The sequence below is a fragment of the Bradyrhizobium sp. LB11.1 genome (genome assembly GCF_040549385.1).
GTDB lineage: Bacteria > Pseudomonadota > Alphaproteobacteria > Rhizobiales > Xanthobacteraceae > Bradyrhizobium.
The window spans coordinates 492,068-518,797 of the sequence record NZ_JBEPTH010000002.1 but is presented as its reverse complement, the minus strand read 5'-3'; the positions used below and the strand labels follow the sequence as shown (position 1 = coordinate 518,797).

At 64.2% G+C, this 26,730-nt stretch carries 26 protein-coding genes and 1 riboswitch; of the genes, 20 read left to right on the top strand and 6 right to left on the bottom strand.

All coding sequences use genetic code 11. The annotated features are described in order from the left end of the window. Positions 1 to 10 precede the first annotated feature (10 nt). Both ABIA96_RS06360 and ABIA96_RS06355 read right to left on the bottom strand, forming a co-directional pair. A complete protein-coding gene (locus ABIA96_RS06360) occupies positions 11 to 811 on the bottom strand; it encodes an SDR family oxidoreductase (RefSeq protein ID WP_354136162.1) in 801 nt (266 codons plus the stop codon). Between the two features lie 51 nt (positions 812 to 862). Then, entirely contained in the window at positions 863 to 1,921 is a 1,059-nt protein-coding gene (locus ABIA96_RS06355) for a polysaccharide deacetylase family protein (RefSeq protein WP_354136161.1), read from the bottom strand. Between the two features lie 166 nt (positions 1,922 to 2,087). On the opposite strand from ABIA96_RS06355, the gene ABIA96_RS06350 reads away from it, so the two are divergent. The 10 genes from ABIA96_RS06350 (at position 2,088) to phoB (ending at position 12,075) form a co-directional block, all read left to right on the top strand. Further along, complete coding sequence (locus ABIA96_RS06350; RefSeq protein WP_354136160.1) at positions 2,088 to 3,482, top strand: OmpA family protein; 1,395 nt, start codon at positions 2,088 to 2,090, stop codon at positions 3,480 to 3,482. A 2-nt stretch (positions 3,483 to 3,484) separates the two neighbouring features. Beyond that, positions 3,485 to 3,787, top strand: coding sequence for a hypothetical protein (locus ABIA96_RS06345; RefSeq protein ID WP_354136159.1), 303 nt, complete (start codon positions 3,485 to 3,487; stop codon positions 3,785 to 3,787). Positions 3,788 to 4,236: 449 nt separating this feature from the next. Further along, a complete protein-coding gene (locus tag ABIA96_RS06340) occupies positions 4,237 to 5,295 on the top strand; it encodes a putative bifunctional lysylphosphatidylglycerol flippase/synthetase (protein ID WP_354136158.1) in 1,059 nt (352 codons plus the stop codon). 34 nt (positions 5,296 to 5,329) lie between these two features. After that, the gene (locus tag ABIA96_RS06335) at positions 5,330 to 6,622 is read left to right on the top strand and encodes an ATP-binding protein (RefSeq protein WP_354136157.1); all 1,293 of its coding nucleotides are present in this window, start codon (positions 5,330 to 5,332) and stop codon (positions 6,620 to 6,622) included. Positions 6,623 to 6,772: 150 nt separating this feature from the next. Next, on the top strand, positions 6,773 to 7,786 hold the full coding sequence (gene pstS, locus ABIA96_RS06330; protein WP_354136156.1) for a phosphate ABC transporter substrate-binding protein PstS: 1,014 nt from the start codon (positions 6,773 to 6,775) through the stop codon (positions 7,784 to 7,786). 167 nt (positions 7,787 to 7,953) lie between these two features. Then, positions 7,954 to 8,943 carry a phosphate ABC transporter permease subunit PstC gene (pstC, locus tag ABIA96_RS06325; RefSeq protein WP_354136428.1) on the top strand — a complete coding sequence of 330 codons (990 nt, stop codon included), beginning with the start codon at positions 7,954 to 7,956 and terminating at the stop codon, positions 8,941 to 8,943. A gap of 1 nt (position 8,944) precedes the next feature. Further along, positions 8,945 to 9,790: a phosphate ABC transporter permease PstA gene (gene pstA / locus ABIA96_RS06320; RefSeq protein ID WP_354136155.1), complete on the top strand. Its 846-nt coding sequence runs from the start codon at positions 8,945 to 8,947 to the stop codon at positions 9,788 to 9,790. Then, positions 9,787 to 10,608, top strand: coding sequence for a phosphate ABC transporter ATP-binding protein PstB (gene pstB, locus ABIA96_RS06315; protein ID WP_354136154.1), 822 nt, complete (start codon positions 9,787 to 9,789; stop codon positions 10,606 to 10,608). Before pstA ends, pstB begins: the two co-directional genes overlap by 4 nt. 11 nt (positions 10,609 to 10,619) lie before the next feature. Then, entirely contained in the window at positions 10,620 to 11,336 is a 717-nt protein-coding gene (gene phoU, locus ABIA96_RS06310; RefSeq protein WP_028155152.1) for a phosphate signaling complex protein PhoU, read from the top strand. A 22-nt stretch (positions 11,337 to 11,358) separates the two neighbouring features. Next, the gene (gene phoB, locus ABIA96_RS06305; RefSeq protein ID WP_354136153.1) at positions 11,359 to 12,075 is read left to right on the top strand and encodes a phosphate regulon transcriptional regulator PhoB; all 717 of its coding nucleotides are present in this window, start codon (positions 11,359 to 11,361) and stop codon (positions 12,073 to 12,075) included. A gap of 119 nt (positions 12,076 to 12,194) precedes the next feature. On the opposite strand, the gene ABIA96_RS06300 is transcribed toward phoB, so the two are convergent. After that, positions 12,195 to 12,707 carry a GcrA family cell cycle regulator gene (locus ABIA96_RS06300; protein WP_045006078.1) on the bottom strand — a complete coding sequence of 171 codons (513 nt, stop codon included), beginning with the start codon at positions 12,705 to 12,707 and terminating at the stop codon, positions 12,195 to 12,197. 452 nt (positions 12,708 to 13,159) lie between these two features. On the opposite strand from ABIA96_RS06300, the gene ABIA96_RS06295 reads away from it, so the two are divergent. The 3 genes from ABIA96_RS06295 (at position 13,160) to ABIA96_RS06285 (ending at position 16,475) form a co-directional block, all read left to right on the top strand. After that, entirely contained in the window at positions 13,160 to 14,362 is a 1,203-nt protein-coding gene (locus tag ABIA96_RS06295; RefSeq protein WP_354136152.1) for an aspartate aminotransferase family protein, read from the top strand. Then, a complete protein-coding gene (gene argF, locus ABIA96_RS06290; RefSeq protein ID WP_354136151.1) occupies positions 14,362 to 15,285 on the top strand; it encodes an ornithine carbamoyltransferase in 924 nt (307 codons plus the stop codon). Before ABIA96_RS06295 ends, argF begins: the two co-directional genes overlap by 1 nt. 170 nt (positions 15,286 to 15,455) lie before the next feature. Next, positions 15,456 to 16,475 (top strand): Hsp33 family molecular chaperone, encoded by a 1,020-nt coding sequence (locus ABIA96_RS06285; RefSeq protein WP_354136150.1) that lies wholly within the window; start codon positions 15,456 to 15,458, stop codon positions 16,473 to 16,475. Positions 16,476 to 16,592: 117 nt separating this feature from the next. On the opposite strand, the gene apaG is transcribed toward ABIA96_RS06285, so the two are convergent. Further along, positions 16,593 to 16,997 carry a Co2+/Mg2+ efflux facilitator ApaG/CorD gene (gene apaG / locus ABIA96_RS06280; protein WP_354136149.1) on the bottom strand — a complete coding sequence of 135 codons (405 nt, stop codon included), beginning with the start codon at positions 16,995 to 16,997 and terminating at the stop codon, positions 16,593 to 16,595. A 169-nt stretch (positions 16,998 to 17,166) separates the two neighbouring features. On the opposite strand from apaG, the gene ABIA96_RS06275 reads away from it, so the two are divergent. From ABIA96_RS06275 to ABIA96_RS06265, 3 genes are read left to right on the top strand one after another with little or no spacing between them, the layout of a single operon-like run. After that, complete coding sequence (locus ABIA96_RS06275) at positions 17,167 to 18,417, top strand: OpgC domain-containing protein (protein WP_354136148.1); 1,251 nt, start codon at positions 17,167 to 17,169, stop codon at positions 18,415 to 18,417. Continuing rightward, entirely contained in the window at positions 18,417 to 19,187 is a 771-nt protein-coding gene (locus ABIA96_RS06270) for an SGNH/GDSL hydrolase family protein (RefSeq protein WP_354136147.1), read from the top strand. Before ABIA96_RS06275 ends, ABIA96_RS06270 begins: the two co-directional genes overlap by 1 nt. Before the next feature lie 12 nt (positions 19,188 to 19,199). Continuing rightward, a complete protein-coding gene (locus tag ABIA96_RS06265) occupies positions 19,200 to 20,201 on the top strand; it encodes an SGNH/GDSL hydrolase family protein (RefSeq protein ID WP_354136146.1) in 1,002 nt (333 codons plus the stop codon). 107 nt (positions 20,202 to 20,308) lie between these two features. Here ABIA96_RS06265 and ABIA96_RS06260 read toward each other — a convergent pair whose 3' ends face one another. Further along, a complete protein-coding gene (locus tag ABIA96_RS06260) occupies positions 20,309 to 21,505 on the bottom strand; it encodes an O-succinylhomoserine sulfhydrylase (RefSeq protein WP_354136145.1) in 1,197 nt (398 codons plus the stop codon). A gap of 70 nt (positions 21,506 to 21,575) precedes the next feature. Then, positions 21,576 to 21,655: riboswitch (SAM riboswitch) on the bottom strand. Positions 21,656 to 21,765: 110 nt separating this feature from the next. Here ABIA96_RS06260 and ABIA96_RS06255 point away from each other — a divergent pair. From ABIA96_RS06255 to ABIA96_RS06240, 4 genes are all read left to right on the top strand, one after another. After that, positions 21,766 to 22,872 carry a 2'-deoxycytidine 5'-triphosphate deaminase gene (locus tag ABIA96_RS06255; RefSeq protein ID WP_354136144.1) on the top strand — a complete coding sequence of 369 codons (1,107 nt, stop codon included), beginning with the start codon at positions 21,766 to 21,768 and terminating at the stop codon, positions 22,870 to 22,872. Between the two features lie 168 nt (positions 22,873 to 23,040). Next, the gene (locus ABIA96_RS06250; protein ID WP_354136143.1) at positions 23,041 to 23,454 is read left to right on the top strand and encodes a PAS domain S-box protein; all 414 of its coding nucleotides are present in this window, start codon (positions 23,041 to 23,043) and stop codon (positions 23,452 to 23,454) included. Positions 23,455 to 23,560: 106 nt separating this feature from the next. Beyond that, the gene (locus ABIA96_RS06245) at positions 23,561 to 24,610 is read left to right on the top strand and encodes a hypothetical protein (protein WP_354136142.1); all 1,050 of its coding nucleotides are present in this window, start codon (positions 23,561 to 23,563) and stop codon (positions 24,608 to 24,610) included. Positions 24,611 to 24,775: 165 nt separating this feature from the next. Beyond that, entirely contained in the window at positions 24,776 to 26,218 is a 1,443-nt protein-coding gene (locus tag ABIA96_RS06240; RefSeq protein ID WP_354136141.1) for an MATE family efflux transporter, read from the top strand. On the opposite strand, the gene ABIA96_RS06235 is transcribed toward ABIA96_RS06240, so the two are convergent. After that, the gene (locus tag ABIA96_RS06235) at positions 26,215 to 26,706 is read right to left on the bottom strand and encodes a hypothetical protein (RefSeq protein WP_354136140.1); all 492 of its coding nucleotides are present in this window, start codon (positions 26,704 to 26,706) and stop codon (positions 26,215 to 26,217) included. The two genes, ABIA96_RS06240 and ABIA96_RS06235, sit on opposite strands and share 4 nt — an antisense overlap. Between the last annotated feature and the right edge of the window lie 24 nt (positions 26,707 to 26,730).

Here is a 26,730-nt window from a genome sequence, read left to right as displayed (position 1 = left end):
TGGCCGTCGCCTACCCCGCAATCTCCAGCCCGGCATTCGCATAAACCACACCGCCATCGACCGCGATCGTGTTGCCGACCACGTAATCCCCCGCACGCGAGGCGAGATAGATCGCGACGCCCGCCATATCTTCGTCGGTGCCGATGCGCCGGGCCGGAATGCGCTTGGCGACGTCATCCGAGTGGTCGCGCGCGGCGCGGTTCATGTCGGACTTGAACGCACCCGGCGCGATCGCGGTGACGTTGATGTTGTCCTTGATCAGCTTCGTCGCCATGCGCCGCGTCAGATGGATCACCGCGGCCTTGCTCGCGGCATAGGAATAGGTCTCGCCCGGATTGACGAAGATGCCGTCGACGGACGCGATGTTGATGATCTTGGCGGGCCGCTCGTGCGACGCCGCCGCGCGCAGCGGTTTGGCCAGCGCCTTGGTCAGGAAGAACAGCGACTTGACGTTGAGGTCCATCACCTTGTCCCAGCCGTTCTCGGGGAATTCGTCGAACTCCGCGCCCCAGGCAGAGCCGGCATTGTTAACGAGGATGTCGAGCTTCGGTTCCAGCTTGATGATTTCGGAGGCGAGCTTGTCGCAGCCTTCAACGGTCGAGATGTCGATCGGCAGCGCGATGCATTCGCCGTCATATTGCGCCGAGAGCTCTTTCGCCGTGGCTTCGCAGGGACCTGCCTTGCGCGCGGTGATGTAGACCTTGGCAGCGCCTTGCGCGAGGAAGCCTGCCGCGATCATTTTGCCGATGCCGCGCGAGCCGCCGGTCACGAGTGCGATACGGCCTTTGAGCGAGAATAGATCGTTGAGCATGGTGCCTCCCTTGGTTGGCGACGTTTTGAGCGTGGCGGGGAGGGGAGTCAACTATGCCGCGGCAAACCTGCGAAACCCGTTCCACATCGCGGTCGCCGCGCCCGATGTCAGCACCGGCAAGATCCGCGCATCCTGGTAGTTGCCGTTGAGCGAGACGCGCGGCAGCGCGGTCATGTGGCCGGCGTTCTCGGCGAACAGCATGCCGGGCCGTGTCGTCACCGCGGTCTTGAAGCCGGCGGACGCGGCCAGCGCGAATTCACGCATCCCCGCTGCGTCGCGGTCGCCATAGGGATAGGCGAGATGCAGCACCGGACGCTCCAGCGCGTTCTCGATCCGCATCCGGCTTACTGCCATCTCCTGCGCGGCGATCTCCTCGCTCTGCTTGGCGAGATTGCAATGGCTGACGGTGTGAGCGCCGATCGTGACCAGCGGGTCGGCCGCGAGCCGCTTCACCTCGTCGAAGGACAGGCAGAGGCTGCGGCACAGCGCTTCCATGTCGATACCGTGCGCGGCGCAGAGCGCTTCGATCTCGCGCTTCAGATCCTGCTCGCCCGGCAGCGCGCGCAGCCAGTCATGCAGGCGGTCAAACGCCGCCTGCTTCGCGGCTGGCGTCGTTGCATCGAGCCGGAGCGCGGAATGGCCGATTCTTACGTCGACCTGCTCGGCCCTGGCGATGACGGCCTCGAGCGCAGCCCACCACAGCCGTCCGGTACCTTCGGCGAAGTCGCTGGCGACGTAGATGGTCGCGGGCGCGTCAAATTCGCGCAGCACAGGCAGGGCGTACTCCCAGTTGTCGCGATAGCCGTCGTCGAGTGTAAAGGCGGCGATGCGGCGGTCGAAGCGGCCCTGCACCAGCCGTTCGTGCAGCTCGTCCATGCTGACGATGTCGATCTCGCGCGAACGCAAATGGCACAGCGTCGCGCGCAGGAAATCGGGCGTGACTTCGAGATGCCGGTTCGGCTGGAACGCGCCCTCACGAGCCGGCCGCACATGGTGCAGCATGAAAATGGCGCCGACGCCCGACAGCAGCGGACGCAGCAGATGGTGCGCCCCGCTGAAATAGAGTGCTCCCAGCCCGGCGCGAATGACGTTGTTACGGAGTTGTTTCATGACCGGCTGGTCGACCCTTGGGCATTCCGCCCCCAATTTAAAGAATGACCCTTGAAGAAAAAGTTATTCCAATTGTCCACGCGCGGCCCCTGAAAGGGCCCCATTTCCGGTTTGACAGCCTGCCAAGGGTTTGTTTTGTCTCCGGTTCCAGAGTTCGGGTCGTCGAATGCAGATGCTTTTCAGGTGGGCCAGCAAATGGTGGCCGGGGCTGATTCCCCTGGCCGTCATGTGGGGATTTGCGGTCTGGAACAACACTTTGCCGGTCGAGGCGGACCTGACGGCCCGCAGCTCGGCTGCGCTCAAGGACACCGTCCTGGACAAGACCCGGATCGCCGTGGATGGCCGTGACGTCAGCCTGGCCGCGGATGCCTTCTCCGAGGAGGGGCGGCGGGACGCCGTGACAACCGTCGAGATGGTTCCCGGCGTGCGGCTGGTCGATGACCAGACCCGCCTTGCTCCGGAAGCAAAGCCCTTCGTCTGGAACGCCGAGCGTGACGTGGTGCGGGTGACGCTGTCGGGCTCCGCGCCGCTGCCGTCGATGAAGGCGCGCCTGGCGGAAGCCGCGCGCAAGGAGGTCAACGGGACCGAGGTCGCCGATCAGATGGGCCTGGCGCGCGGCGCGCCGGCGCGTTTCGAGGCGGCCGCGATGCTGCTGCTCGACCAGATCGGCAAGCTGAAGAACGGCAAGATCACGATCTCCGACACCAAGGTCAATCTGTCGGGCATGGCGCGTGACCTCGGCGGCCGCGAAGCGATTGCGGCTGCGCTGAAAAATCTGCCCGAAGGCTTTTCGATCGCCGCCAACGAGATCCAGGCACCGCCTTACATCTTCCAGGCCTACAAGGATCCTGTCGCCGCCACCGTGACGCTGACCGGCTACGTGCCCGACAATGACGTGCATGCGGCGATCGCAACCAGCGCGGCGCGAAAATTCTTCACCGAGAAGGTCGTCGACAATCTCAAGGCCAGCATCGGCGCGCCCGGCTCCTTCAACACCGCCGTGGTTGCAGCGCTCGGTGCGCTGTCACGGCTGTCGACCGGCACGCTCGTGGTGTCCGATCGCGAGGTGAAGCTGTCGGGCGATGCGCTGTACGAAGGTGCGGCCAACGACATCCGCGCCGGCCTTGGCAAGGACTTTCCAAAAACCTGGCTATACAAGCCTGAGATCACCGTGAAGCCCGCGGCGGGGCCGGTCGACGGCACCGTCTGCCAGCAATTGTTCTCGGAGCTTCTGGCCAAGGGCAAGATCCGCTTTGAATCCAAGCGCGCCGACATCGATCCCGACTCCGCCGGCATTCTCGATCATCTGATCGAGACGGCGCTGCGCTGCCCCACCACCAATATCGAGGTTGTGGGCCACACCGATGCCGACGGCGAAGATGCTTTCAACCAGGCGCTTTCCGAGAAGCGCGCGCAGGCGGTGATCGCCTATCTGGTCAAGGCCGGTTTACCGGCCGACCGCTTTACCGCGGTCGGTTACGGCAGCACGCAGCCGGTCGCGGGCAATGACAGCGATGCTGGCAAGGCGCAAAACCGCCGCATCGAATTTCTGGTGAGGTGACGATGCCCTATCTCGTCTCGTTCCATATGGGCTGGCTGATCGGCTCGGTGCTGCTCGGCTTCTGCATGGGTTGGATCTCGGTGGTCCAGCGCGGCAATGGCACCTCGAAAGTCACGGCGCGCTGGCTCGCCGCGCTGGTCGCGGGCCTGGTCGCGGCCTCCTTCGCGCATGTGGTCCCGGGCCGCATCGGCTATTGGCTCGACCTCGGCCTGATCATGTTCGCCTGCTACCTCGTCGGCTGCACCATCGGCGCATGGTTGCGCTATTGGGTGGTCTCGCGCAGCCAGCCTGCGGCCGCTCTGTGATGTTGCCTTGCACCCGACCACCGGGGCAGGCGGCTGGGCCGAGGGCTGTGGGCAGATCGGAAAACCGTGAAGGACAGCTCTGCTCGCCGCCTCTTTCAACAGGTGGATGCAATCCATAGATTGATTTCGACTTAAGGCGCAGCGGAACATTGTCCGGTCGGAATCATCAAAACTTCATGGCCCCTGCGCAGGATTGCCATGGAGATTCGTGTCAGCCCTGCCGCCGAAAGCGCCAAACCGTGCATCCTCAGCCCGCAAACCTGCCTAAAATATTGAAGCCACGTGATTTTGTTCACATTGGCGAATTCCACTCCGCCCCGAAACGCGCTAGTGGAGGGGCGGGGGGCATGCGCGAGGCCGGAGCCGGCGGTGAGGGTTCGTTGAGTGCCTGTGCGTCGTCCGCCTGTTCGCCGGCCACCCTGGCCGCTGAAGCGTTGTTCGAGGTCTAGATGCTGGAAGCCATACGCAGGGCGATGACGTTTCTGCGCCAGAAGCAAATCCTGCATAAGCTTGGAGTTGTGATCAGCGTCGCGGTCATCGGCATCGCTTGCTATGTGCTCTACCACATGCTGCGCGGCATCGACATGCTCGAGGTGATCGAAGCGATCAAGAGCACCGAGCCGCGCCAGATTGCGATGGCTGCGCTGTTCGTCGCCGCAGGCTATTTTACCCTGACCTTCTACGACCTGTTCGCCGTGCGCGCGATCGGCCACTCCCAGGTGCCCTATCGCATCAACGCGCTCGCGGCCTTCACCAGCTATTCGATCGGCCATAATGTCGGCGCCAGCGTCTTCACCGGCGGCGCGGTGCGCTATCGCATCTATTCGGCCCATGGGTTGAACGCGATCGACGTCGCAAAAATCTGCTTCCTCGCCGGCCTCACCTTCTGGCTCGGCAATGCCGCCGTGCTTGGCCTCGGCATTTCCTATCATCCGGAGGCGGCCTCCGCGATCGACCAACTGCCGCCCTGGCTGAACCGGATCGTCGCGATGATGATCATCGTGGGGTTGGTCGGCTATGTGGTCTGGGTCTGGACCCAGCCCAGGGTCGTCGGCCGCGGTCCCTGGACCGTGATGCTGCCGGGCGGTCCGCTGACGCTGCTCCAGATCGCGATCGGGATCATCGATCTCGCCTTCTGCGCGCTCGCGATGTATGTGCTGGTCCCCGACGAGCCCAATCTCGGCTTCGTCGTGGTCGCGGTCATCTTCGTCTCGGCGACGCTGCTCGGCTTCGCCAGCCATTCGCCCGGCGGGCTAGGGGTGTTCGACGCCGCCATGCTGGTCGGCCTCTGGCAGATGGACCGCGAGGAACTGCTCGGCGGTATGCTGCTGTTCCGGGTCCTCTATTATCTGTCGCCCTTCGTCATCTCTGTATTCTTGCTGACGTTTCGCGAGGTTATCATCGGCGCCAGATCCAAACGACTGCAGCAGGCGGCGCTCAAGCTCGACCCCGGCCCGGCGCCTAAAGCCGCCTATGTGAGAGAGCGCCGCGACAGCAGCGGCGCCTGACCGGCGTAAAGGCAACAAGGAGAAGCCAGTCCCGATGGCGATCGACGCTCCCTCGTCTCCCAGGGTGCAGCCCTGGTCCGACCGGCTGCGCCACTCGACCATCATCCTGATTGCCGCTGCGCTGGCGTTGTCGGTCGTGGTCTCGCTCGGCGAATTGTCGGTGATGCGGGCCGTGACGGTGTTCTTCTGCATCGCCGCTGCCGCGCTGATCCCCTGGCGGCTGCATGATACCGCTGCCTCGCGCGAGGACACCCGCCGCGTCAATCCGGTCGAGAGCGCCGCGGTGGCCGCCGTCGTCGCCGGCATGCCGGATCCGGCCGTGCTGCTCGATCGCGCCGGCCGCGTCATCCATCTCAATGCCGCCGCCGCCCAGCTCGCGCCGGCGCTGCGCAAGAACGAGCTTGCCCAGTTCGCGCTGCGTTCGCCGGAGATCATCACGGCGCTGCGCGAGTCCATTGCCACCACGGAGTCGCGGCGCGCAACCTATCTCGACCATGTGCCGGTCGACCGCTGGATGGAGCTGACAATCACGCCGGTTCCGGTGCCGACCAATTTCGGCGGCGCCGACAAATGCATGCTGATGACCTTCCACGATCAGACGCCCCTGCGCAGGGTCGAAGAAATGCGCGCCGACTTCGTCGCCAATGCCAGTCACGAATTGCGCACGCCGCTGGCCGCTCTCTCCGGTTTCATCGACACGCTGCAGGGCCAGGCCAAGGACGATCCCAAGGCGCGCGAGCGCTTCCTCGGCATCATGCACAACCAGGCGACCCGCATGGCGCGCCTGATCGACGATCTGCTGTCGCTGTCGCGGGTGGAACTGTCGGCCCATGTGCGGCCGGACACGCTGGTCGACCTGCTGCCGATCATCTTCCAGGTCGCCGATGGGCTCGAGCCGCTGGCCCGGGAACGTCAGGTCGAGGTCGAGACCCATCTGCCGGAAACGCCGGTGATGATCGCAGGCGACCGCGAGGAATTGCTCCGTCTGTTCGAGAATTTGATCGAGAACGCGCTCAAATACGGCGCCTCCGGCGGCCGCGTCATTGTGTCGCTGACAACGACCCCAGCGACTGATGGAACTCAGGAAATCCGGGTCATGGTGCGGGATTTCGGCCCCGGCATCGCGCCCGAGCACCTGCCGCGCCTGACCGAGCGCTTTTACCGGGTTGACGTCGGCGACAGCCGTTCCCAGGGCGGGACGGGGCTCGGATTATCGCTCGTGAAACATATTCTTAACCGTCACCGCGGCCGTCTTTTGATCGAAAGCGTGCCCAAGCAGGGCGCCACTTTCATCGCCTGTTTTCCCCAGGCCAAGACTTTAGTTTAGGGCTTAAAGACTAGCAATTTCAATTACTTATCGGTGTCATTCGACTGTCACGAAACCTTCGTAAAAGCACAGCCGACCGCTCCTAAAGGGGCGTCGCGGGGAGCGCGATCGGGCGCTGATGGCGCTTCGTTCCCCTGTATGGAGACCAGCATGAATTTCATCAAAACCATCGTCGCTGCCGGCTTGGTCGCCGCAACGACGACGTCAGCTTTCGCTGCCGACATCACCGGTGCCGGTTCGACCTTCATTTTCCCGGTCCTCTCCAAGTGGGCGGATACTTACAAGAAGGAATCGAACAACGGCGTGAACTACCAGTCGATCGGTTCCGGCGCCGGCATCAAGCAGATCCAGGCCAAGACCGTGACCTTCGGTGCGACCGACGCTCCGTTGAAGGCCGATCAGCTCCAGAAGGACGGCTTTGCCCAGTGGCCGATGGTCATGGGCGGTATCGTCCCGGTTGTGAATGTTGAAGGCGTGAAGGCCGGCGATCTCGTCCTCGACGGCGCCACCCTTGCCGACATCTTCATTGGCAAGATCACCAAGTGGGATGACGCAGCGATCAAGAAGCTGAACCCGAATGCCAAGCTGCCGTCGGAAGCGATCGCGGTCGTTCACCGCGCGGACGGTTCGGGCACCACCTTCAACTTCACCAACTATCTCTCCAAGACCAGCGCTGACTGGAAGAGCAAGGTCGGTGAAGGCACCGCCGTCGAGTGGCCGGTTGGCGTCGGCGCCAAGGGCAACGAAGGCGTTGCCGGCAATGTTGCCCAGACCAAGAATTCGATCGGCTATGTCGAATACGCCTATGCGAAGCAGAACAAGCTGACCTTCACCAAGATGGTCAACAAGGCCGGCAAGACTGTCGACCCGACCAACGACTCGTTCCAGGCCGCGGCTTCCAACGCCGACTGGACCAGCGCTCCGGGCTACTACCTGATCCTCACCGACCAGCCCGGCGACAAGTCCTGGCCCATCGTCGCGACGACCTTCGTGCTGATGCACAAGGAAGCCGTCGACAAGGCCTCCTCGCAGGAAGCCCTGAAGTTCTTCAAGTTCGCCTTCGAAAAGGGTGCGAAGTCTGCCGAGGAGCTCGACTACATCCCGATGCCCGACAACGTCGTGAAGTTGATCGAAAAGACCTGGTCGGCTGACATCAAGAGCTAAGCGCTCACATCTCGTGTCCCGGACGCGGTGCAGCACGTAGTGCTGCTCCGCTGAGCCGGGATCCACAAGAACCAGGCCCCGGATCAGCGTCGCAGCTGGCGCCGCATCCGGGGCATGAGACCAACAGAAAGCGTATATTCTTGGTACAGGGGATCGGCGTGGCAGAGATGGCCGTTCAAAGCGATGTAATCGACGACGCAGGACCATACGATCGCGCCAAGGCCTTGAGCGCGTTCAAGCTCGGCGACGTCACCTTCTACTGGATTACGCGGCTCAGCGCGATCTCGGTGCTTCTTATTCTCGGCGGCATCATCCTGTCGCTGATCGTCGGCGCCTTCCCGGCGATGAAGGAGTATGGCTTCGCGTTCCTGTGGACGCAGCGCTGGGCTCCGTCGGCCGATCCGCCCGTGCTCGGCGCGCTCGGACCGATGTACGGCACGCTCGTCACCTCCTTCATCGCGATGCTGATCGCCATTCCTGTCGGTCTCGGCATCGCCATCTTCCTGACCGAGCTCTGCCCGCAATGGGCGCGCCGCCCGATCGGCATGGCGATCGAGCTGCTGGCCGGCATTCCCTCGATCATTTACGGCATGTGGGGCTTCTTCGTGTTGGGCCCGTTCCTGGCCAACACCTTCCAGCCCTTCATGATCAAGATATTCGACGGCGTCCCGGTGCTGGGCGCGATCTTCGCGGGTCCCCCGTCTTATCTCAGCCTGTTCAACGCCGCGCTGATCCTCGCGATCATGGTGCTGCCCTTCATCACCTCGATCTCGGTCGACGTGTTCAAGACGGTGCCGCCGGTGCTGAAGGAAGCTGCCTACGGTGTCGGCTGCACCACCTGGGAAGTCGTGCGCAGCGTGGTGATCCCCTACACCCGCGTCGGCGTCATCGGCGGCGTCATGCTGGCGCTCGGCCGCGCGCTCGGCGAGACCATGGCGGTGACCTTCATCATCGGCAACTCGTTCCGCATCTCGTCGTCGATCTTCGCGCCGGGCACCACGATCTCGGCGGCGATCGCCAGCGAGTTCGCCGAAAGCGACGGCCTGCACCAGTCCGGCCTGATCCTGCTCGGTCTGCTGCTGTTCGTGCTGACGTTCTTCGTGCTCGCCGGCGCCCGGCTGATGCTGATGCGTCTGGAAAAGAAGGCGGGGAAGTAACATGAACCCGATTTACGCACGCCGCCGCCGCAAGGACGTCGTGGTCCGCGCGCTCTGCATCGGTGCCGCCGCGTTCGGCGTCACCTGGCTCGCGCTGATCCTGATGACGCTGCTCTATAACGGCCTGGCAGGCCTGAACCTGGAGCTCTTCGCCGCGGACACGCCGCCTCCGGGCTCGACCGAAGGCGGCCTGCGCAACGCCATCGTCGGCTCGGTGATCATGACCGTGATCGGCGTCGGCATCGGCGCGCCGCTCGGCCTGTTCGCCGGCACATATCTCGCCGAGTACGGCCGCAACGACAGGCTCACCTCGGTGATCCGTTTCATCAACGACATCCTGCTCTCGGCGCCCTCGATCATCATCGGCCTGTTCATCTATGGTGCGGTGGTGGTGCCGATGCGCGGCTTCTCGGCGATCGCAGGGGCGCTCGCGCTCGCGGTGATCGTGATCCCGGTGGTGCTGCGGACGACCGAGGACATGCTGCTGCTGGTGCCGAACGCATTGCGCGAGGCCGCGTCCGCGCTCGGCCTGCCGCGCTCGCTGGTGATCAAGCGCATCGCCTATCGCGCGGCGCGCTCGGGCCTCATCACCGGCGTCATGCTGGCCACCGCCCGCGTCGCCGGCGAGACCGCGCCGCTGCTGTTCACCGCACTGTCGAACCAGTTCTTCAGCCTGGGCCTGAACAAGACGATGGCCAACCTGCCGGTGACCATCAACAACTTCGTGCAGAGCCCATATGCCTACTGGAAGCAGTTGGCCTGGAGCGGCGCCCTGCTGATCACTTTGACCGTGCTTGCCCTGAACATTGGCGCGCGCATCCTGAGCGCCGAGAGGACTGCAAAATGAGCGAAATGTCTGTTTCCGTCAGTGCGCCCACCGTTCATCCCGGCTCGCAGCCGCTGCCCGACGCTCCGGCCAAGGTGACGGTTCGCAACCTCAACTTCTATTACGGCGAGCACCACGCGCTGAAGAACATCAATCTGGCGCTCGGCACCAACCGTGTCACGGCCTTCATCGGCCCGTCGGGCTGCGGCAAGTCGACCCTGCTGCGCATCTTCAACCGGATGTACGATCTCTATCCGGGCCAGCGCGTCACCGGTCAGCTGATGCTCGACCAGACCAACATTCTCGACCCCAAGCTCGACCTCAATCTGCTGCGCGCCCGCGTCGGTATGGTGTTCCAGAAGCCGACGCCGTTCCCGATGACGATCTACGAGAACATCGCCTTCGGCATCCGTCTCTATGAGAAGATCTCGAAGTCCGAGATGGACGACCGTGTCGAGAAGGCGCTGCGCGGCGGTGCTCTCTGGAACGAGGTCAAGGACAAGCTCAACGCCTCCGGCCTGTCGCTCTCCGGCGGCCAGCAGCAGCGCCTCTGCATTGCCCGCACCGTCGCGGTGCGGCCCGAGGTGATCCTGTTCGACGAGCCCTGCTCGGCGCTCGACCCGATCTCGACTGCCAAGGTCGAGGAGCTGATCCAGGAGCTGTCCGAGAACTACACGATCGCGATCGTGACCCACAACATGCAGCAGGCGGCGCGCGTTTCCGACAAGACCGCCTTCATGTATCTCGGCGAGCTGATCGAGTTCGACGACACCAGCAAGATCTTTACGTCGCCGACCGACCGGCGCACGCAGGATTACATCACCGGCCGGTTCGGCTGAGGAGACAGGACATGGGTTCTGAACATACCGCAAAAGCCTTCGACACCGACCTCCAGGAACTCACGCGCCTGGTCGCCGAGATGGGCGGCATCGCCGAGCGCATGATCGTCGATTCCGTCGACGCGCTGATCCGCCGCGACGTCGCGCTCGGCCAGCGCGTCGTCACCATCGACGCCGAGCTCGACGCGCTCCAGAAGAAGATCGAGGAGCGCGCCGTGCTTACCATCGCGCGTCGCCAGCCGATGGCGGTCGATCTGCGCGAGATCGTCGGCGCCATGCGCGTTGCGACCGATCTCGAGCGCATCGGCGACCTCGCCAAGAACATGGGCAAGCGCGTCGCGGCGCTGGAGACGGATTTCCATCCGCTCAAGCTGTTCCGTGGCCTCGAGCACATGACCGACCTCGTGCAGCAGCAGGTCAAGTCGGTGCTGGACGCCTATGCCGCGCACGACCTGCCGGCGGCGATGGCGGTGTGGAAGGGCGACGAGGAAGTCGACGCCATCTGCACCTCGCTGTTCCGCGAGCTCCTCACCTACATGATGGAGGATCCGCGCAACATCTCGTTCTGCATCCACCTGATGTTCTGCGCCAAGAACATCGAGCGGATCGGCGACCACGCCACCAACATTGCCGAGACCGTGTTCTACATGATCGAAGGCCAGGCCATCACCGATAAGCGGCCGAAGGGCGACATGACGACCTTCGCCACGACGGTCCCCAATACTTGAATCCTTAAGGAGCGACGACCCCATGGGCGCACGCATTATGGTGGTTGAAGACGAAGAAGCTCTGACCGAGCTTCTCCGCTACAACCTCGAAGGCGACGGCTATGACGTCGAGACGGTGATGCGCGGCGACGACGCCGACACCCGTCTCAAAGAGCACATCCCCGATCTGATCGTGCTCGACTGGATGCTGCCGGGTCTGTCCGGTATCGAACTCTGCCGTCGGCTGCGGACGCGGTCCGACACCAAGCAGCTGCCGATCATCATGCTCACCGCGCGCGGTGAGGAAAGCGAGCGGGTGCGGGGCCTGGCGACCGGTGCCGACGATTACATCGTCAAGCCATTCTCGGTGCCCGAGCTGCTCGCGCGCGTGAAGGGCCTGCTCCGGCGCGCTAGCCCTGAGCGGCTCGCAACCGTCCTGGCTTTCGGCGACATCGAGCTCGATCGCGAAAAGCGCCGCGTGGCGCGTTCGGGCCGACCGATCGATCTCGGCCCGACCGAATATCGCCTGCTGGAGTTTTTCCTGGAGCACCCCGGCCGCGTGTTCTCGCGCGAACAGTTACTCGACAGCGTCTGGGGCCGCGACATCTACATCGACGAGCGCACCGTCGACGTGCATATCGGCCGCCTGCGCAAGCTGCTCAATCTCGGCCGCGAGCAGGACCCGATCCGCACCGTCCGCGGCGCCGGATATGCGCTGGATGATCGGTTTGCCAAGGCGGAGCAGGCGCAAAGTTTGTGAGCTGATGTAGCGAGCTCTCGCTGCACATTCCGATGTCGTCGCGGCCTTCGCCGTGACGACATTGAACTTGTTGTAGGGCCGTCGGCGCGCGACGGCTCCAGCTTAATCGCAATACGAACTCAGCGCGGTCCCGGCTTCACCGGCGCGCGCCGACGATCCGACGCCGGCTGATACGCAACGCGCGAGTGCTGGGCGCAGTAGGGCAGGCCCGAAAGCGCCTTGCCGCCGCAGAAGAAGAAATCCGGGCTCGAGGGATCGCCGACCGGCCAGTGGCAGGTCGCCTCGTTCAATTCGAGCAGCGATAGCCGCTGGCTCATCGGCACCACATTGTCGTAGGTGACCGGCTCGGCCTCGACCTCGACCTCGAAGGCCTGCGCCAGCGCGGTGTTGCCCCGCGCGATCGGCCGGCTCACCCGCATCATGTGCTGCGCGGGACGCGCCTTGCGCGGCCGGGGAGCGGCCGACGACGGGCTCTTGGCGCGGCCGGACAGACCGAGCCTGTGCACCTTGCCGATTACGGCATTGCGGGTGACGTTGCCGAGCTCGGCCGCGATCTGGCTGGCCGAAAGTCCGGCCTCCCAGAGCTTTTTCAACTGCTCGACGCGATCGTCGGACCAGGTCAAAACCGTCATTGCACCCTTTCCTTCGCCGCGGGCCAACCATCCTGGGGCCGCACGGCGAATGCCTAAGCCTTAAAAACCCGTGCCGCCCGAATCCCTTAAGGCTCGCCGGGCGCAATGAGACGCCCGAACGTTAACGCCGGTACATGAGGACTTTTGGGATCAGAACCGCTGCACGAGATGTCGTATCTGACAAGCCAGACGCTACAATATGGCGTGACTCGCGCGCAAGAGTCCGCCGACTCGCTTCCACATGTTCCGTGGCGAAATCCCGCGAAATCGTCACCGCAAGACTACGGATTTAGCGTTTCGCGAGGCTTTCGGGCGGCATTGACACCCGTTTCACCAAGCCTAAGATAGTCATGCGTGCCGCCCTTAAAAGGCGGCACGTTTCGTTTTCCGGGCCGGTGAATGGTGCGTTGCGCAATGCACACCACGCCGTCCGCAACATTCAAGTGACCGTCATGACGAATAGCGCAGCCCCGCATTTGCTCCCCGTTTTCGCCAGATCCGACCTCGGTTTCGAGCGCGGCGAGGGCTGCTGGCTGATCGCGACCAATGGCGATCGCTATCTCGATTTCACCTCGGGCGTGGCGGTGAATGCGCTCGGCCATGCCCACCCCGCGCTGGTCAAGGCGTTGCAGGAGCAGGCGACCAAGCTCTGGCATATGTCGAACCTGTTTCAGAGCCCGGACGGCGAGAAGCTTGCCGCGCGCCTCTGCAACGAGAGCTTTGCGGACTTCGTGTTCTTCTGCAATTCCGGCGCCGAAGCGCTGGAGGGCGTGATCAAGCTGGTCCGCCATCATCACTTCTCCAAGGGGCATCCGGAGCGCTACCGCATCATCACTTTCGAAGGCGCCTTCCATGGCCGCACGCTGGCCACGCTGGCAGCGACGGGATCTGCAAAATATCTCGAAGGGTTTGGTCCGCCGATGGAAGGCTTCGACCAGGTGCCGCATGGCGATATCGAGGCCGTAAAGAAGGCGATCGGTCCGGAGACCGCCGGCATCCTGATCGAGCCGATCCAGGGCGAGGGCGGCGTGCGTTCGGCGACTCCTGCTTTCCTGAGGGCGTTGCGCCAGCTCTGCGATGAGAAGGGCCTGCTGCTCGCGTTCGACGAGGTGCAGACCGGCATGGGGCGCACCGGCGATCTCTTCGCCCATCGCCGCACCGGCGTCACACCCGACGTGATGTCGCTGGCGAAGGCGCTCGGCGGCGGCTTCCCGATCGGCGCGGTGCTGGCGACTGCGGACGCAGCCTCCGGCATGGGGCCCGGCTCGCACGGCTCGACCTTCGGCGGCAATCCGCTGGCGATCTCGGCCGCGAACGCCGTGCTCGACGTCATGCTCAAGCCCGGCTTCTTCGACCACGTGCAGAAGATGTCGCTGCTGCTCAAGCAGAAGCTCGCCTCCGTGATCGACCGTCATGGCGATGTCGTCAGCGAAGTCCGCGGCGAGGGGCTCCTGATTGGCATCAAGGCCGTGGTGCCCTCCGGCGACCTGGTCGCTGCGCTGCGCAACGAAAAATTGCTGACCGTCGGCGCCGGCGACAACGTGGTGCGTTTCCTGCCACCCTTGATCGTCAGCGAAGCCGAGATCGAAGACAGCGTCGGGCGGCTTGAACGTGCCTGCGTTGCGCTCTCCGGCAACAAGCGGGCGGCAAGCTGATGAGCAAGACGCCAAAGCACTTCCTGGATATCAACGAGCTGCCGCTGTCGGAGCTCAAGAGCATGCTCGCGGCCTCCTCCGCCATGAAGGCGAAGCAGAAGGCGCATCAGCCGGTCAAGCCGCTCGAAGGCAAGACGCTGGCGATGATCTTCGAGCGTCCGTCGACCCGTACGCGCGTGTCGTTCGACGTTGCCATGCGCCAGCTCGGCGGCGAGCCCATCATGCTCACCGGTGCCGAGATGCAGCTCGGCCGCGGCGAGACCATTGCTGATACCGCGCGCGTGCTGTCGCGCTATGTCGACGCCATCATGATCCGCATCCTCAATCACGAGGCCCTGCTGGAGCTTGCGGCGAACGCGACCGTGCCCGTGATCAACGGCCTGACGCGGCGCTCGCATCCGTGCCAGGTGATGGCCGATCTCTTGACTTACGAAGAGCATCGCGGCCCGATCGAAGGTCGCACTGTCGCCTGGACCGGCGACGACAACAATGTGCTGGCGTCCTGGGCTCATGCGGCCGAGCGCTTCAAGTTCAAGCTGAATGTCGCAACGCCGCTGGAACTCGCCCCCAAGAAGGTGATGCGCGACTTCATCAAGGCGACCGGCGCGTCGATCGTGCTCGGCACCGATGCGGAAGCCGCCGTGAAGGGTGCCGATTGCGTCGTCACCGACACCTGGGTGTCGATGGGCGACAAGGAAGGTGAGCACCGCCACAACGTGCTCAAGCCCTACCAGGTCAATTCCAAGCTGATGTCGCTGGCCAAGCCCGACGCGCTGTTCATGCACTGCCTGCCTGCCCATCGCGGCGAGGAGGTCACCGACGAGGTGATCGACGGTCCGCAATCGGTCGTGTTCGACGAGGCCGAAAACCGCCTGCACGCGCAGAAGGGCATTTTGGCCTGGTGCTTTGACGCGGTGAAGTAATCATCTTGTAGCCCGGATGGAGCGCAGCGTAATCCGGGGTTCTCAACGCGCGGAAGACCTCCCCGGATTGCGCTGCGCTCCATCCTGGCTACGCAGCCCGTCGTTCCGCGGACGACGGAATGCGGGCGTGCCTCTTTCATTTTACCTCGATCGACCCCAGATAATGCGCCATGGTTTCCCAATCCCCTGACATGAACACCGGGCTCGAGGGCCCGGTTCGTGCGCCGTCCGCGGTTCCCGTCGATGACGCCGTGCTGCCCTACGAGGTCGACGCGCTCGATGTGCGTGGGCGGCTGGTGCGGCTCGGTCCCGCGCTCGACGAGATCCTGACCAAGCACGATTACCCGGCACCCGTCGGCAAGCTGCTCGGCGAGGCTATCGTGCTGACGACGCTGCTCGGCTCGGCGCTGAAGTTCGAAGGCCGTTTTATTCTGCAGGCACAGACCGACGGGCCGGTGTCGTTTCTGGTGGTGGACTATCAGGCGCCGGATCGCCTGCGCGCCTATGCGCGCTTTGATGCCGAGCGCCTCGGTGATGCCAAGGATACTGGCATGCACTCCGGCGCGCTGCTCGGTCATGGTCATCTCGCCATGACCATCGACCAGGGGCCCGACATGAGCCGCTACCAGGGTCTGGTTGCGCTCGATGGCGGCAGCCTGGAAGACGCCGCCCACGAATATTTCCTGCGCTCCGAGCAGATCCCGACCCGCGTGCGCCTCGCGGTCGGCGAGGAGTGGCGCTCGAGCGACGGCGGCAAGCATCGCTGGCGTGCCGGCGGCATGCTGATGCAATTCCTGCCGAAGGCGCCGGAGCGGGCGCGGCAGGCGGATCTGCATCCCGGCGACGCGCCCGAAGGCGCCGAGGTGCACGCCATCGCTGAAGACGACGCGTGGGTCGAGGCGCGCTCGCTGATCGAAACCGTCGAGGACGTCGAGCTGATCGATCCCGATCTCTCCGGCGAGCGGCTGCTCTATCGCCTCTTCCACGAGCGCGGCGTGCGCGTGTTCAATCCGATGGTCCTGAAAGCGCAATGCTCCTGCTCGCGCGACGCGGTCGCGTCGATGCTGAAGAGCTTTTCGCCGGATGATCGCAGCGCGATGGTCAAGGACGACAAGGTCGTCGTGACCTGTGAGTTCTGCTCATCGGTGTACGAGTTCACGCCGGATGAAGCGGGCGTCGAAGACGCGTAACATCGTTCTCGTAGGGTGGGCAAAGCGTAGCGTACCCACCATTTTGTCAGTGAATTCGAGCGAGATCGCGGGCACGGCGCTTTGCGCCTTTGCCCACCCTACGGCACCTGCGCTCGCCTAATTCAACACCCGCTTATGATCCGGGCTGTCGAGCGAAAACGTCGGCACATCGATCTCGAAACGTTCGCCGCTTGCGCTGACCATCTGGTAGCGGCCGGTCATGAAGCCGGAGGCGGTCGATAGCGGCACGCCGGAGGTATATTCGAAGCGTTCGCCGGGGGCCAGAGTCGGCTGCTCGCCAACCACGCCTTCGCCCTTCACCTCCTGCTGCCGGCCGGAGGCGTCGGTGATGACCCAGTGCCGCGTCTTGAGCTGCACGGTCTCGTCGCCGGAATTGATGATGACGATGGTGTAGGACCAGAAAAAGCGCGAGCGGTCGGCCGACGACTGCTCCGGAACAAAGTTCGGCTCGACGGTCACTTCGATCTGGCGGGTCACGGCGCGGTACATGATTGCCATCATAGCGAAAACCCCGCCGGGAACCAAACGCCGCAGCGCCCTTTCGCGACATCGTCCCGCCAGAATTGGCGGGGAAGTACACCCGTATGTGATCCGGCCGCTTTGCGAGGCGGCGACCGGACCGGTACACTTCTTTGAACGTCGCGATTTGCGGAAGGGTTTATGGGCCCCGATGACCATTGCCGATCAAGTGACGGGATCGACGATTGCGGGAGCCGCGGGCGCCAAACCCGTGGCAGCGGAGCCGCGCGCGCCGGCCATCACGCTGCCTGCCATCGGCGAGCGCGAGCTCAGGCTCGACCTGTTTCGCGGCCTCGCGCTTTGGCTGATCTTCATCGACCATCTGCCGCCGAATTTGCTGACCTGGTTCACGATCCGCAATTACGGCTTCAGCGACGCCACCGAAATTTTCATCTTCATCTCCGGTTACACCGCCGCCTTTGTCTACGGTCGCGCGATGCTGGAAAACGGTTTCGTGATCGCCACCGCGCGCATCCTGCGCCGGGTCTGGCAGATCTATGTCGCCCACGTCTTCCTGTTCACGATCTTCCTCGCCGAGATATCCTACGTCGCGACCAGCTTCGAGAACCCACTCTATACCGAAGAGATGGGGATCATGGATTTTCTCAAGCAGCCCGACGTCACCATCGTGCAGGCGCTGCTGCTGCGTTTCCGTCCCGTCAACATGGATGTGCTGCCGCTCTACATCGTGCTGATGCTGGCGCTGCCTTTGATCCTGTGGTCGATGAAGTGGCGGCCCGACGTCACGCTCGCGCTCTCGGCCCTGCTCTATGCGGCGACCTGGGAATTCGACCTCTACTTCACCGCCTATCCGAACGGCTTCTGGGCGTTCAATCCTCTCGCCTGGCAATTGCTGTTCGTGTTCGGGGCATGGTGCGCGCTCGGAGGTGCGCGACGGATGTCGCGCATTCTGGCCTCGCCCGTGACGATGTGGATCTCGATCGCCTATATCGTGGCGGCATTCTATGTGACGCTGACCTGGTACGTGCCGCAGCTCTCGCAGTTCATGCCGAAGCGGCTCGAGCAGTGGATGTATCCGATCGACAAGGCCGACCTCGACGTGCTGCGCTTCACGCATTTCCTGGCGCTGGCTGCGCTCATCGTGCGCTTCCTGCCGCGGGAGTGGCCGGGCCTGAAGTCGCCCTGGCTGCGGCCGCTGATCCTGTGCGGCCAGCATTCGCTGGAGATCTTCTGTCTCGGCGTCTTCCTGGCCTTTGCCGGCCATTTCATCCTGGCCGAGGTTGCCGGGGGACCAGCCATGCATGCGCTGATTAGTCTCTCCGGAATCCTGATCATGTGGGCGGTGGCCTGGGTGATTTCGTGGTACAAGCGCGTGGCTGACAAGAGCGGTGCGAAAACCAAAATCGCCGTCGGCAACGCCGATCTGGCGGGAGGGGGCTGATGAAGGCGAAGGTTCTCCTGAGCCTGATCTTGCTGTGCGGTGGTCTGGTCGCGCCATCGGCGCGCGCGGGCGATGCCGTGCCTGCCGCGCCGGCAGCGTGCGAATTGCCGCCCTATCTGCTCGCCACCGACAGCCAGCTCCACAAGGTCGCCGACACCGTCAAAGCCGGCAAGCCGCTCGAGATCCTGGTGATCGGCAGCCGCTCCACGACCATTCCCGCCTCTGAGGACAGCTCCTATCCGGCGCGCATGCAGGTCATTTTAAAGGACAAGCTGCCGCCCGCGGAGACGGTGCACGTCTCCGTAGAAATACAGAGCAAGAAGACGGCGGAGGAAGCCGCCGGAACCTTCGTTAAGCTGATGGAAGCAAAAACGCCTACTTTGGTCATCTGGCAGACCGGGACCGTGGATGCTATCCGCTCCATCGATCCCGACGATTTCCGCGGCGCGGTGACCGAAGGGGTCGCTGCGTTGCAAAATGCGGGGGCTGACGTCGTCTTGATGAATTTGCAATACAGCCCGCGTACCGAAACCATGATCTCGGCGGCGCCTTATCTCGACAATATGCGGGTGGTGGCGCAGGAGCATGACGTCCCGCTGTTCGACCGTTTCGCGATGATGCGGCAGTGGAACGACCAGGGTCAGTTCGATCTGTTCAGCCCCTCCCGCGGCCCTGAGCTGGCGAAGCAGGTCCATGATTGCATCGGCCGGGCGTTGGCACAGTTCGTGATCGACGCTGCCCATCTGGGGCCGGCCCCGCAGCAGAATTGAGGTCTAGCGTTAATGAGTTCTCTCCGCCCTTTTGGCCTGTCGACATGGCTGGCCGCGTCCGCGGCGGCGGCGCTGCTGATGCTGACGCCGGCGTTGCAGGCACCTGCCCGCGCACAAGCCGCCCAGGCGACGCCCGCGCCGGAGCAGGCCGCTAACCCCGCTCCGGCATCTTCCTCCCAAACGACCGTTGCAGCGACCAGCCCGGCGGCCGGCGAGCAGCGCGGCCTGACCTCGCGCGCCATCGACAAGGTGAAGCAGGTCGCGAAATCCGCCGGCGACATTTTCAGCCGCGTGCCCTGTTTGTCGCCGAAGGGCGGCGCGAAAGCGATGGGCTCGCTACCGCATGTCGCGAACAAGCTCATCGCCGGCAAGCCCGTCGTGATCGTCGCATTTGGCTCGTCGTCGACGGCGGGCTACGGCGCGAGCTCACCCGACTTCAACTATCCGAACCGTCTCGCCGCGCAGCTGCGCCGGCAGTATCCGACCGCTGACATCACCGTCATCAATGCCGGCGTCGGCGGCGAGGACGCGCCCGAGATGATGAAGCGCCTCCAGAAGGAGGTGATCGACGTGCATTCGGATCTCGTGATCTGGCAAGTCGGCACCAATGCCGTGCTGCGCAACCTCGATCCCGGCGACACCGCCAAGTTGGTCGAGGACGGCATCGGTCGCATCCAGGCTGCAGGCTATGCCGACGTCGTGCTGGTCGATCCGCAATATTCACCGCGCGTCACCGAGCGTCCAGAAAGCGCTGGCAGGATGGTGAAGCTGCTCGGCAAGGTCGCCCAGCTCCGTCACGTCGGCATCTTCCCGCGCTTCGAGGTGATGCGCGACTGGCACGAGAAGCAGGCGCTCCCGGTCGAGAGTTTTGTCATCGCCGACGGCTTGCACATGAACGATTGGGGCTATGCCTGCTTCGCCCAGCTGCTCGGCGACGACATCATCCGATCCGTCGGCCAGATCAAGCTCGGCGTCAACGTGCCGGCAGACGTGCGGACGTATCGACCGATGTAGGTGCCGTAGGGTGGGCAAAGGCGCAAAGCGCCGTGCCCACCATCGTCATCGAGATCGTGAATGGTGGGCACGCTTTCGCTTTGCCCACCGTACGAGATCCCGCTCGCTCACGCCTTCTCGAGCGCCGCCGTCAGATCCTCGATCAGATCATCCGCATGCTCGAGCCCGGCCGAGAAGCGAATGAATCCTTCGCCGATCCCGAGCTCGGCGCGCACGTCCGGCTTCAGGCGCTGATGTGTCGTCGTCGCCGGATGCGTGACGAGGCTCTTGGCATCGCCGAGATTGTTCGAGATCTTCGCAAGCTTCAGCTCGTTGAGCACGCGGAATGCCGCGGCCTTGCCGCCCTTGACCTCGAAGCCGACCAGCGTCGACCCGCCGCGCATCTGCTTTTTCACCAGTGCGGCCTGCGGATGATCGGCGCGGCCGGGATAGACCAGTCGCGCAATCTTGGGATGGCTCGCCAGTACGTCGGCGATGCGGCCTGCGGTGTCGGTCTGCGCGCGCACGCGCACGCCGAGCGTCTCCAGGCCCTTGAGCAGGACCCAGGCGTTGAACGGCGAGATCGACGGGCCGGTCTGGCGCATGAAATTGTGGATGTGCTCGGTGATGAAGGCTTCCGAGGACAGGATGATGCCGCCGAGACAGCGGCCCTGGCCGTCGATGTGCTTGGTCGCAGAGTAGACGACGACGTCGGCACCCAGCGCCAGCGGGCTCTGCCAGATAGGCGTCGCGAACACGTTGTCGACGACGAGCCGCGCGCCGCCGTTATGCGCGATCTCCGCGATTGCGGGAATGTCGAGCACGTCGAGTGTCGGATTGGTCGGGCTCTCCAGGAAGAACGTCTTGGTGTTCGGCTTGAGCGCACGCTGCCACTGGTCGAGATCGAAGCCGTCGACCAGCGTCGTCTCGATGCCATAGCGCGGCAGCAGATCCTGGATGACGTAGAGACACGAGCCGAACAGTGCCTTCGAAGCCACGACATGATCGCCGGCTTTCAGCGGCGCCAGGATCGCGGTCGTCACCGCCGCCATGCCGGTTGCTGCCGAGCGGGCGGCTTCGGCGCCTTCGAGCTCGATCATGCGGCGCTCGAACATCGCGATCGTCGGGTTCGAGTAGCGCGAATAGATAAAGCCTGGATCCTCGCCCTTGAACCGCGCCTCGCACTCCTCGGCGCTGTTGTAAACGTAGCCCTGGGTCAGGAACAGCGACTCCGACGTCTCGCCATATTGCGAGCGCAAGGTGCCGGAATGGACCAGACGGGTTTCGGGACGGTAGTGCGTGGCGGACGCCGGGGACTTCGACATAGGACCTCCTCTGCGTGACCATCGAAAATGGTCACAAAAAAACCGGCCTGGATATCTCCACGGGCCGGGATCACAGAGGTCCCCGGCCTGTTTAGCGACTTATTTAACGTGGCTGCAAGCCGGCCGGCTCAAATCACCACGGGATAAGTCATCCTCATATTCCGCAATGCCCTTTCCGTCAAGACGTCCATCGGATAGCCGTAAAACGCTAGTATTTCCCGCATGTCGGGACGCGTTTGTCCCCGGATGAGGACCCCCGGTTGAGTTTCACCGTCGCTGCCGACGCCAATGGTATCCTGCCCGACCGCATGATCGCGGCGATGGCGGAAGCGGGGCTCATCCTGCCCGCATACGATTTCGTCGAGAGCCAGATCCAGCCGGCGAGCCTCGATCTGCGCCTCGGCGATATCGCCTATCGCGTCCGCGCGAGCTTCCTGCCTGGCCCCGGCGCCACCGTCGCCGAGCGCATCGACGAATTGAAGCTGCACGAGTTCAGCCTCGCGGACGGTGCGGTGCTGGAGACCAACTGCGTCTACATCGTGCCGTTGCTTGAAAGCCTCGCACTGCCGCCGGACATCGTCGCGGCGGCGAACCCCAAAAGCTCCACCGGGCGCCTCGACGTCTTCACCCGCGTGATCGCCGACGGCACCCGCCGCTTCGACATGATCGGTGCCGGCTATCACGGTCCGCTCTATGCCGAGATCAGCCCGAAGACATTTCCAGTGCTGGTCAGCGAGGGCTCGCGGCTGTCGCAGGTCCGCTTCCGCACCGGAGACGCCATCCTCAACATTGACGAACTCGAGGCGTTGCATGCGACTGAGCGTCTCGTCGATGTCGACGATGCCGATCTCACCGGCGGCGTTGCCGTCTCGGTCGACCTGTCCGGCCAAAAGGCGAATGGATTTGTCGGCTACCGCGCCAAGCGCCACACCGGCGTGGTCGATGTCGATCGTCGCGCGGGCTATGCGGTCGAGGACTTCTGGGAGCCGATCGCGGCGCGTCCCGACGGCAGATTGATCCTCGATCCCGGCGAGTTCTACATCCTCGCGTCGAAAGAGGCCGTGCAGGTCCCGCCCGACTATGCCGCGGAGATGGTGCCGTTCGATCCGCTGGTCGGCGAATTCCGCGTGCACTATGCCGGCTTCTTCGACCCCGGCTTCGGCTATGCCGGCGCCGGCGGCCAAGGCGCGCGCGCCGTGCTGGAAGTGCGCTCGCGCGAAGTGCCGTTCATCCTCGAGCACGGCCAGATCGTCGGCCGTCTCGTCTATGAGAAAATGCTGGCCCGCCCCGACGCCATGTACGGCCAGCGCATCGGCTCCAACTACCAGGCCCAGGGCCTGAAGCTGAGCAAGCATTTTCGGGTGTAGCTGCATACTCCGCTGTCATGCCCCGGCTTGACCGGGGCATCCAGTACGCCGCGGCCTCTCGATTTAATCACTGCCGCCTCTGGAATACTGGATCGCCCGATCAAGTCGGGCGATGACACCGAATGTGTGTCAGGATGTGCAAAATCCAGCGACATGCGAGGTCTCGCCATGACCGATCAATCCCAACTCGACGGAAACATCCTCAACGACGTCGCCGATGCGCTGATCTATTCGGATCGCTCCGGCACGATCACGCGCTGGAATCGCGCGTCCACCGCGCTGTTCGGCTTCACGGCAGGAGACGCGCTCGGCCAGAATCTCGATCTGATTATCCCCGAGCATCTGCGGGCCGCCCACTGGAAGGGCTTTGAGGCCGCGCTTGCCAGCGGCGCGATGAAGCTTGCGGGCCGGCCGACGCTGACCCGCGCGTTGCACAAGAGCGGACGCAAGCTCTACATCGAGATGACTTTCGCGCTGGTGAGAGATGCCGGGGGCGCGGTTCTCGGATCGGTTGCGATGGCACGTGACGTCACCGAGCGCGTCGAACGCGAGCGCGCGGCCAAGACCTCGCAAAATTCGTGATGCGGAATTGACGCGCCGTCGTGCAGGGCGTCCTGCGCGAAGGTCAGGTTGCCTGCTGCCGGGCGCGGTGACACACTCGATCAAAATAGCGATCGGGAGTGAGAGCATGACCGCAGCAGACGCCGCGCAGGACGCGCAATGGAAACGCTGGCGCGCGGTCGCCGACCTTTATCACGCCTATTTCACCGGCCTCATCCTCACCGTGGTCACGCGACGCGGCACGGCGGATGCCGCCGAATTCGTCTTCCGCGTGTTTCGCCGCCAGCAGCAGGAGCGCTTCCTGCCCGGCTTGGAAAAGCTCGGCCTCAGCCATCTGCCGCCGGCGGTGGCAGCCGCGCGATATCACTACCTCTCCAACTGGATCGGCGGCGTCCACGTCGAATACATGTATGAGAGCGATACCAAGGCCTGGATCCGCTATCCGCCGCCGCGCTGGATCTGGAAAGGCACCGCGATCTGCGGCGTGCCGGGCGAGGTCTCGCGTGCGATGCTGCGCGGCTGGCACGCCAACAACGGCGTCGCGCTCGGCGATACCAGGCTCGGCTTCGTCTGCACCAAGCAGAGCGTCGACGGCCAGGACGGGCTCGAAGGCTATTATCACCAATACGACCATCCGCTCGAGCTCGACCAGCGCCTGGTGTTCGCGCGGCATCAGGAAGCGCCGCCGTTCGATGCGAAGACCGCGCCGGCTCTGCCTGTGGCGAGTTGGCCAAAGCAACGGCTCGAAAAGGCCTATCGCAACTACGCCATGGAATATGTGCGCACGGCCGCGCCTGTGATGGTGCAGCTGTTCGGGCCGGAGGATGCCGGCTATCTCCTGCACCTCACCGGCAAGCTGATCGGCATGCAGTATTTCGACGAGGTCTCAGCGGCGCTGTCGGCGACACGTGGCGGCGCGAGCGAGTTCGCATCGTTCCTCAACGCGCTGTTCGCAGCGCAGGACGATGCGGCCGAGACAGAGCAATCCGAAGGCACGTTCGAAATCCACCAGCTGAGCTGGAAGCTGATGGACGACGTCGCCGATTATCACCGCGCCTGCGCAAAAGTGCTGGAGGGGCTGTTCGAGGGGCTCGCTGCGGGATGCGGCCGGCACATCGGTGTGCACCTGCGCTCGACAGCAGCTGGTCGCCCGCCGCTGATCTGGACCATCGGTTAATTCCACCGCTTGAAATGCGCTGCCGCAGGGCACGCCTGCACCTGACGCAGGAGGAATCGGCAGCCGTCGTGCTAACAAGTGCCGACGCGCCTTCCGCGCGAGCAAATTTATTAGCACACCTATGCATTGCCGCGCCGCAGATGGCGCTTGTGCCCGGGAGAGGACATGACGGACATCGCCGAGATCCCGGTCGATGAGGAAGAGCGTCCGCTGCCGCCGCCACCGCGCCCCATGCGGAGCGCGCTGACTGACGGGCCGATCCTGCGCACGCTGCTCAGCCTCGCCTGGCCGAACGTCGTCGCGCTGTCCGCCGGCACCTGCGTGGTGATCGCGGAGACCTCCTATATCGGACGTCTTGGCGTGGAAGCGCTGGCCGCGATGGCACTGGTGTTTCCGACAGTGATCCTGACCATGGCCATGTCGGGCGGTGCCATGGGTGGTGCCGTGGCGTCGGCCATCGCACGTGCGCTCGGCGCCGGCGATCGCGAGCGCGCCGGGACGCTGGCCGCGCATGCCCTCCTGATCGGCATCACCTTCGGCCTCGTGTTCATGCTGGGCATGCTGATCTTCGGGCCCAAGGTGCTCGAGATGCTCGGCGGGCGCGGTGATGTGTTGGCGCATGCGATCGCCTACACGCAGGTGTTTTTCGGCGGTGCCGTGCTGCCCTGGCTGCTCAACACCATGGCGGGCGTGCTGCGCGGCACCGGCAACATGAAGCTGCCATCGCTTCTGATCCTCAATTCCGCGGTCTGGCAGATCGTGCTCGGCGGCACGCTGGGCCTCGGGCTCGGACCGATGCCGCAACTTGGCATGCGCGGCGTCGCGGCCGGCGCGCTGATCGCCTACTCCATGAACATCTGCGTGATGGGCTGGTACTTGTTTTCAGGTCGTGCGCGCGTGGTTCCAAAGCTGCGCGGGCTTCGTATCCAGTGGGCAATGTTTTTCGATATCCTGAAGGTCGGCGCGATCGCCTGCTTCTCGCCGCTGCAATCGGTGCTGACGATCTCGATCTTCACCCACATGCTGGCCAAATTCGGCACCGCGATCCTCGCCGGCTATGGTATCGGCGCGCGGCTCGAATTCTTGCTCACCTCGATCGCATTCTCGTTCGGCATCGCTTCGGTGCCGATGATCGGCATGGCGGTCGGCGCCGGCCGCATCGCGCGCGCACGGCGCATCGCCTGGATCGCAGGCGCGAGTGCTTTCGTTGCCGTCGGCGCGCCGGCGTGCCTGGTTGCGCTGTTTCCCGACCTCTGGGTCGACATTTTTACGGACAGCGCGACCGTGCGCGCGACCAGCCATCAATATCTTTCGACAGTGGCACCGTTCTACGCCTTCATCGGCCTTGCCTCGACGATGTACTTCTCGTCGCAAGGCGCGGCCAAGGTGATCGGCCCGGTGCTGGCGCAGACGGCGCGCCTCATCTACATCGCGACCTGCGGCTGGTGGCTGTCGACGCACGACGCCACCGCGCAAAATTATTTCTGGCTTGCTGCGAGCTCGATGGTCATGCTCGGCCTGCTCTCGTGCTCGAGCGTGGTCCTGACCCGCTGGGGACCGCGCGGGAGTAAACCTGCGATCAGACCGGTGCTTTCGACTGCCGACTAGCGGTGCTTGTGGCGGCGATGGCCGCCGCCGCCGACATTGGCAAGCCGCATCAATTGCGGGATCATCGCCATCATGTCGCCGCCGCCGGCGCCGCCAAGCATGCCCGTGAAATCGCCGCCGCCGATGCCGCCGATTCCCATCGGCATGGGGACTCCGCCCATCGGCGCGTAGCCGCTGTAATTGCCGCCGCCGAAATTGCCGCCGGCGAGGCCGCCCATCCCGCCGCCACCCATCATGCCACCGAGCCCGCCGCCGCCATTCTCCATCATGCGGCTCATCATCGGGCCCATGGTTTGCATCAGCATGGCGAAGCGGCGCTTGCCCATCTTTGCCTTCATCATCTCCAGCATCGGCGCCATCTGGGTCATCATGTCCTCGCCGCCGGCACCGCCACCGCCGAGAAACTGCGCCTTGGCCGGTGAGCTCGCGAGCGAAAACAGCAGCAGGACGGCGGCCGCCCGGCAGATCACCTTGTCCGCACCTCTCATGGCATGCTCCTCGCGTGCGTGGCG

Bases quoted from the DNA above. Each gene is read 5' to 3' on its own strand.
- ABIA96_RS06360 (WP_354136162.1), bottom strand. From the start codon at position 811: ATGCTCAACGATCTATTCTCGCTCAAAGGCCGTATCGCACTCGTGACC.
- ABIA96_RS06355 (WP_354136161.1), bottom strand. From the start codon at position 1,921: ATGAAACAACTCCGTAACAACGTCATTCGCGCCGGGCTGGGAGCACTC.
- ABIA96_RS06350 (WP_354136160.1), top strand. From the start codon at position 2,088: ATGCAGATGCTTTTCAGGTGGGCCAGCAAATGGTGGCCGGGGCTGATT.
- ABIA96_RS06345 (WP_354136159.1), top strand. From the start codon at position 3,485: ATGCCCTATCTCGTCTCGTTCCATATGGGCTGGCTGATCGGCTCGGTG.
- ABIA96_RS06340 (WP_354136158.1), top strand. From the start codon at position 4,237: ATGCTGGAAGCCATACGCAGGGCGATGACGTTTCTGCGCCAGAAGCAA.
- ABIA96_RS06335 (WP_354136157.1), top strand. From the start codon at position 5,330: ATGGCGATCGACGCTCCCTCGTCTCCCAGGGTGCAGCCCTGGTCCGAC.
- pstS (WP_354136156.1), top strand. From the start codon at position 6,773: ATGAATTTCATCAAAACCATCGTCGCTGCCGGCTTGGTCGCCGCAACG.
- pstC (WP_354136428.1), top strand. From the start codon at position 7,954: ATGGCCGTTCAAAGCGATGTAATCGACGACGCAGGACCATACGATCGC.
- pstA (WP_354136155.1), top strand. From the start codon at position 8,945: ATGAACCCGATTTACGCACGCCGCCGCCGCAAGGACGTCGTGGTCCGC.
- pstB (WP_354136154.1), top strand. From the start codon at position 9,787: ATGAGCGAAATGTCTGTTTCCGTCAGTGCGCCCACCGTTCATCCCGGC.
- phoU (WP_028155152.1), top strand. From the start codon at position 10,620: ATGGGTTCTGAACATACCGCAAAAGCCTTCGACACCGACCTCCAGGAA.
- phoB (WP_354136153.1), top strand. From the start codon at position 11,359: ATGGGCGCACGCATTATGGTGGTTGAAGACGAAGAAGCTCTGACCGAG.
- ABIA96_RS06300 (WP_045006078.1), bottom strand. From the start codon at position 12,707: ATGACGGTTTTGACCTGGTCCGACGATCGCGTCGAGCAGTTGAAAAAG.
- ABIA96_RS06295 (WP_354136152.1), top strand. From the start codon at position 13,160: ATGACGAATAGCGCAGCCCCGCATTTGCTCCCCGTTTTCGCCAGATCC.
- argF (WP_354136151.1), top strand. From the start codon at position 14,362: ATGAGCAAGACGCCAAAGCACTTCCTGGATATCAACGAGCTGCCGCTG.
- ABIA96_RS06285 (WP_354136150.1), top strand. From the start codon at position 15,456: ATGGTTTCCCAATCCCCTGACATGAACACCGGGCTCGAGGGCCCGGTT.
- apaG (WP_354136149.1), bottom strand. From the start codon at position 16,997: ATGATGGCAATCATGTACCGCGCCGTGACCCGCCAGATCGAAGTGACC.
- ABIA96_RS06275 (WP_354136148.1), top strand. From the start codon at position 17,167: ATGACCATTGCCGATCAAGTGACGGGATCGACGATTGCGGGAGCCGCG.
- ABIA96_RS06270 (WP_354136147.1), top strand. From the start codon at position 18,417: ATGAAGGCGAAGGTTCTCCTGAGCCTGATCTTGCTGTGCGGTGGTCTG.
- ABIA96_RS06265 (WP_354136146.1), top strand. From the start codon at position 19,200: ATGAGTTCTCTCCGCCCTTTTGGCCTGTCGACATGGCTGGCCGCGTCC.
- ABIA96_RS06260 (WP_354136145.1), bottom strand. From the start codon at position 21,505: ATGTCGAAGTCCCCGGCGTCCGCCACGCACTACCGTCCCGAAACCCGT.
- ABIA96_RS06250 (WP_354136143.1), top strand. From the start codon at position 23,041: ATGACCGATCAATCCCAACTCGACGGAAACATCCTCAACGACGTCGCC.
- ABIA96_RS06245 (WP_354136142.1), top strand. From the start codon at position 23,561: ATGACCGCAGCAGACGCCGCGCAGGACGCGCAATGGAAACGCTGGCGC.
- ABIA96_RS06240 (WP_354136141.1), top strand. From the start codon at position 24,776: ATGACGGACATCGCCGAGATCCCGGTCGATGAGGAAGAGCGTCCGCTG.
- ABIA96_RS06235 (WP_354136140.1), bottom strand. From the start codon at position 26,706: ATGAGAGGTGCGGACAAGGTGATCTGCCGGGCGGCCGCCGTCCTGCTG.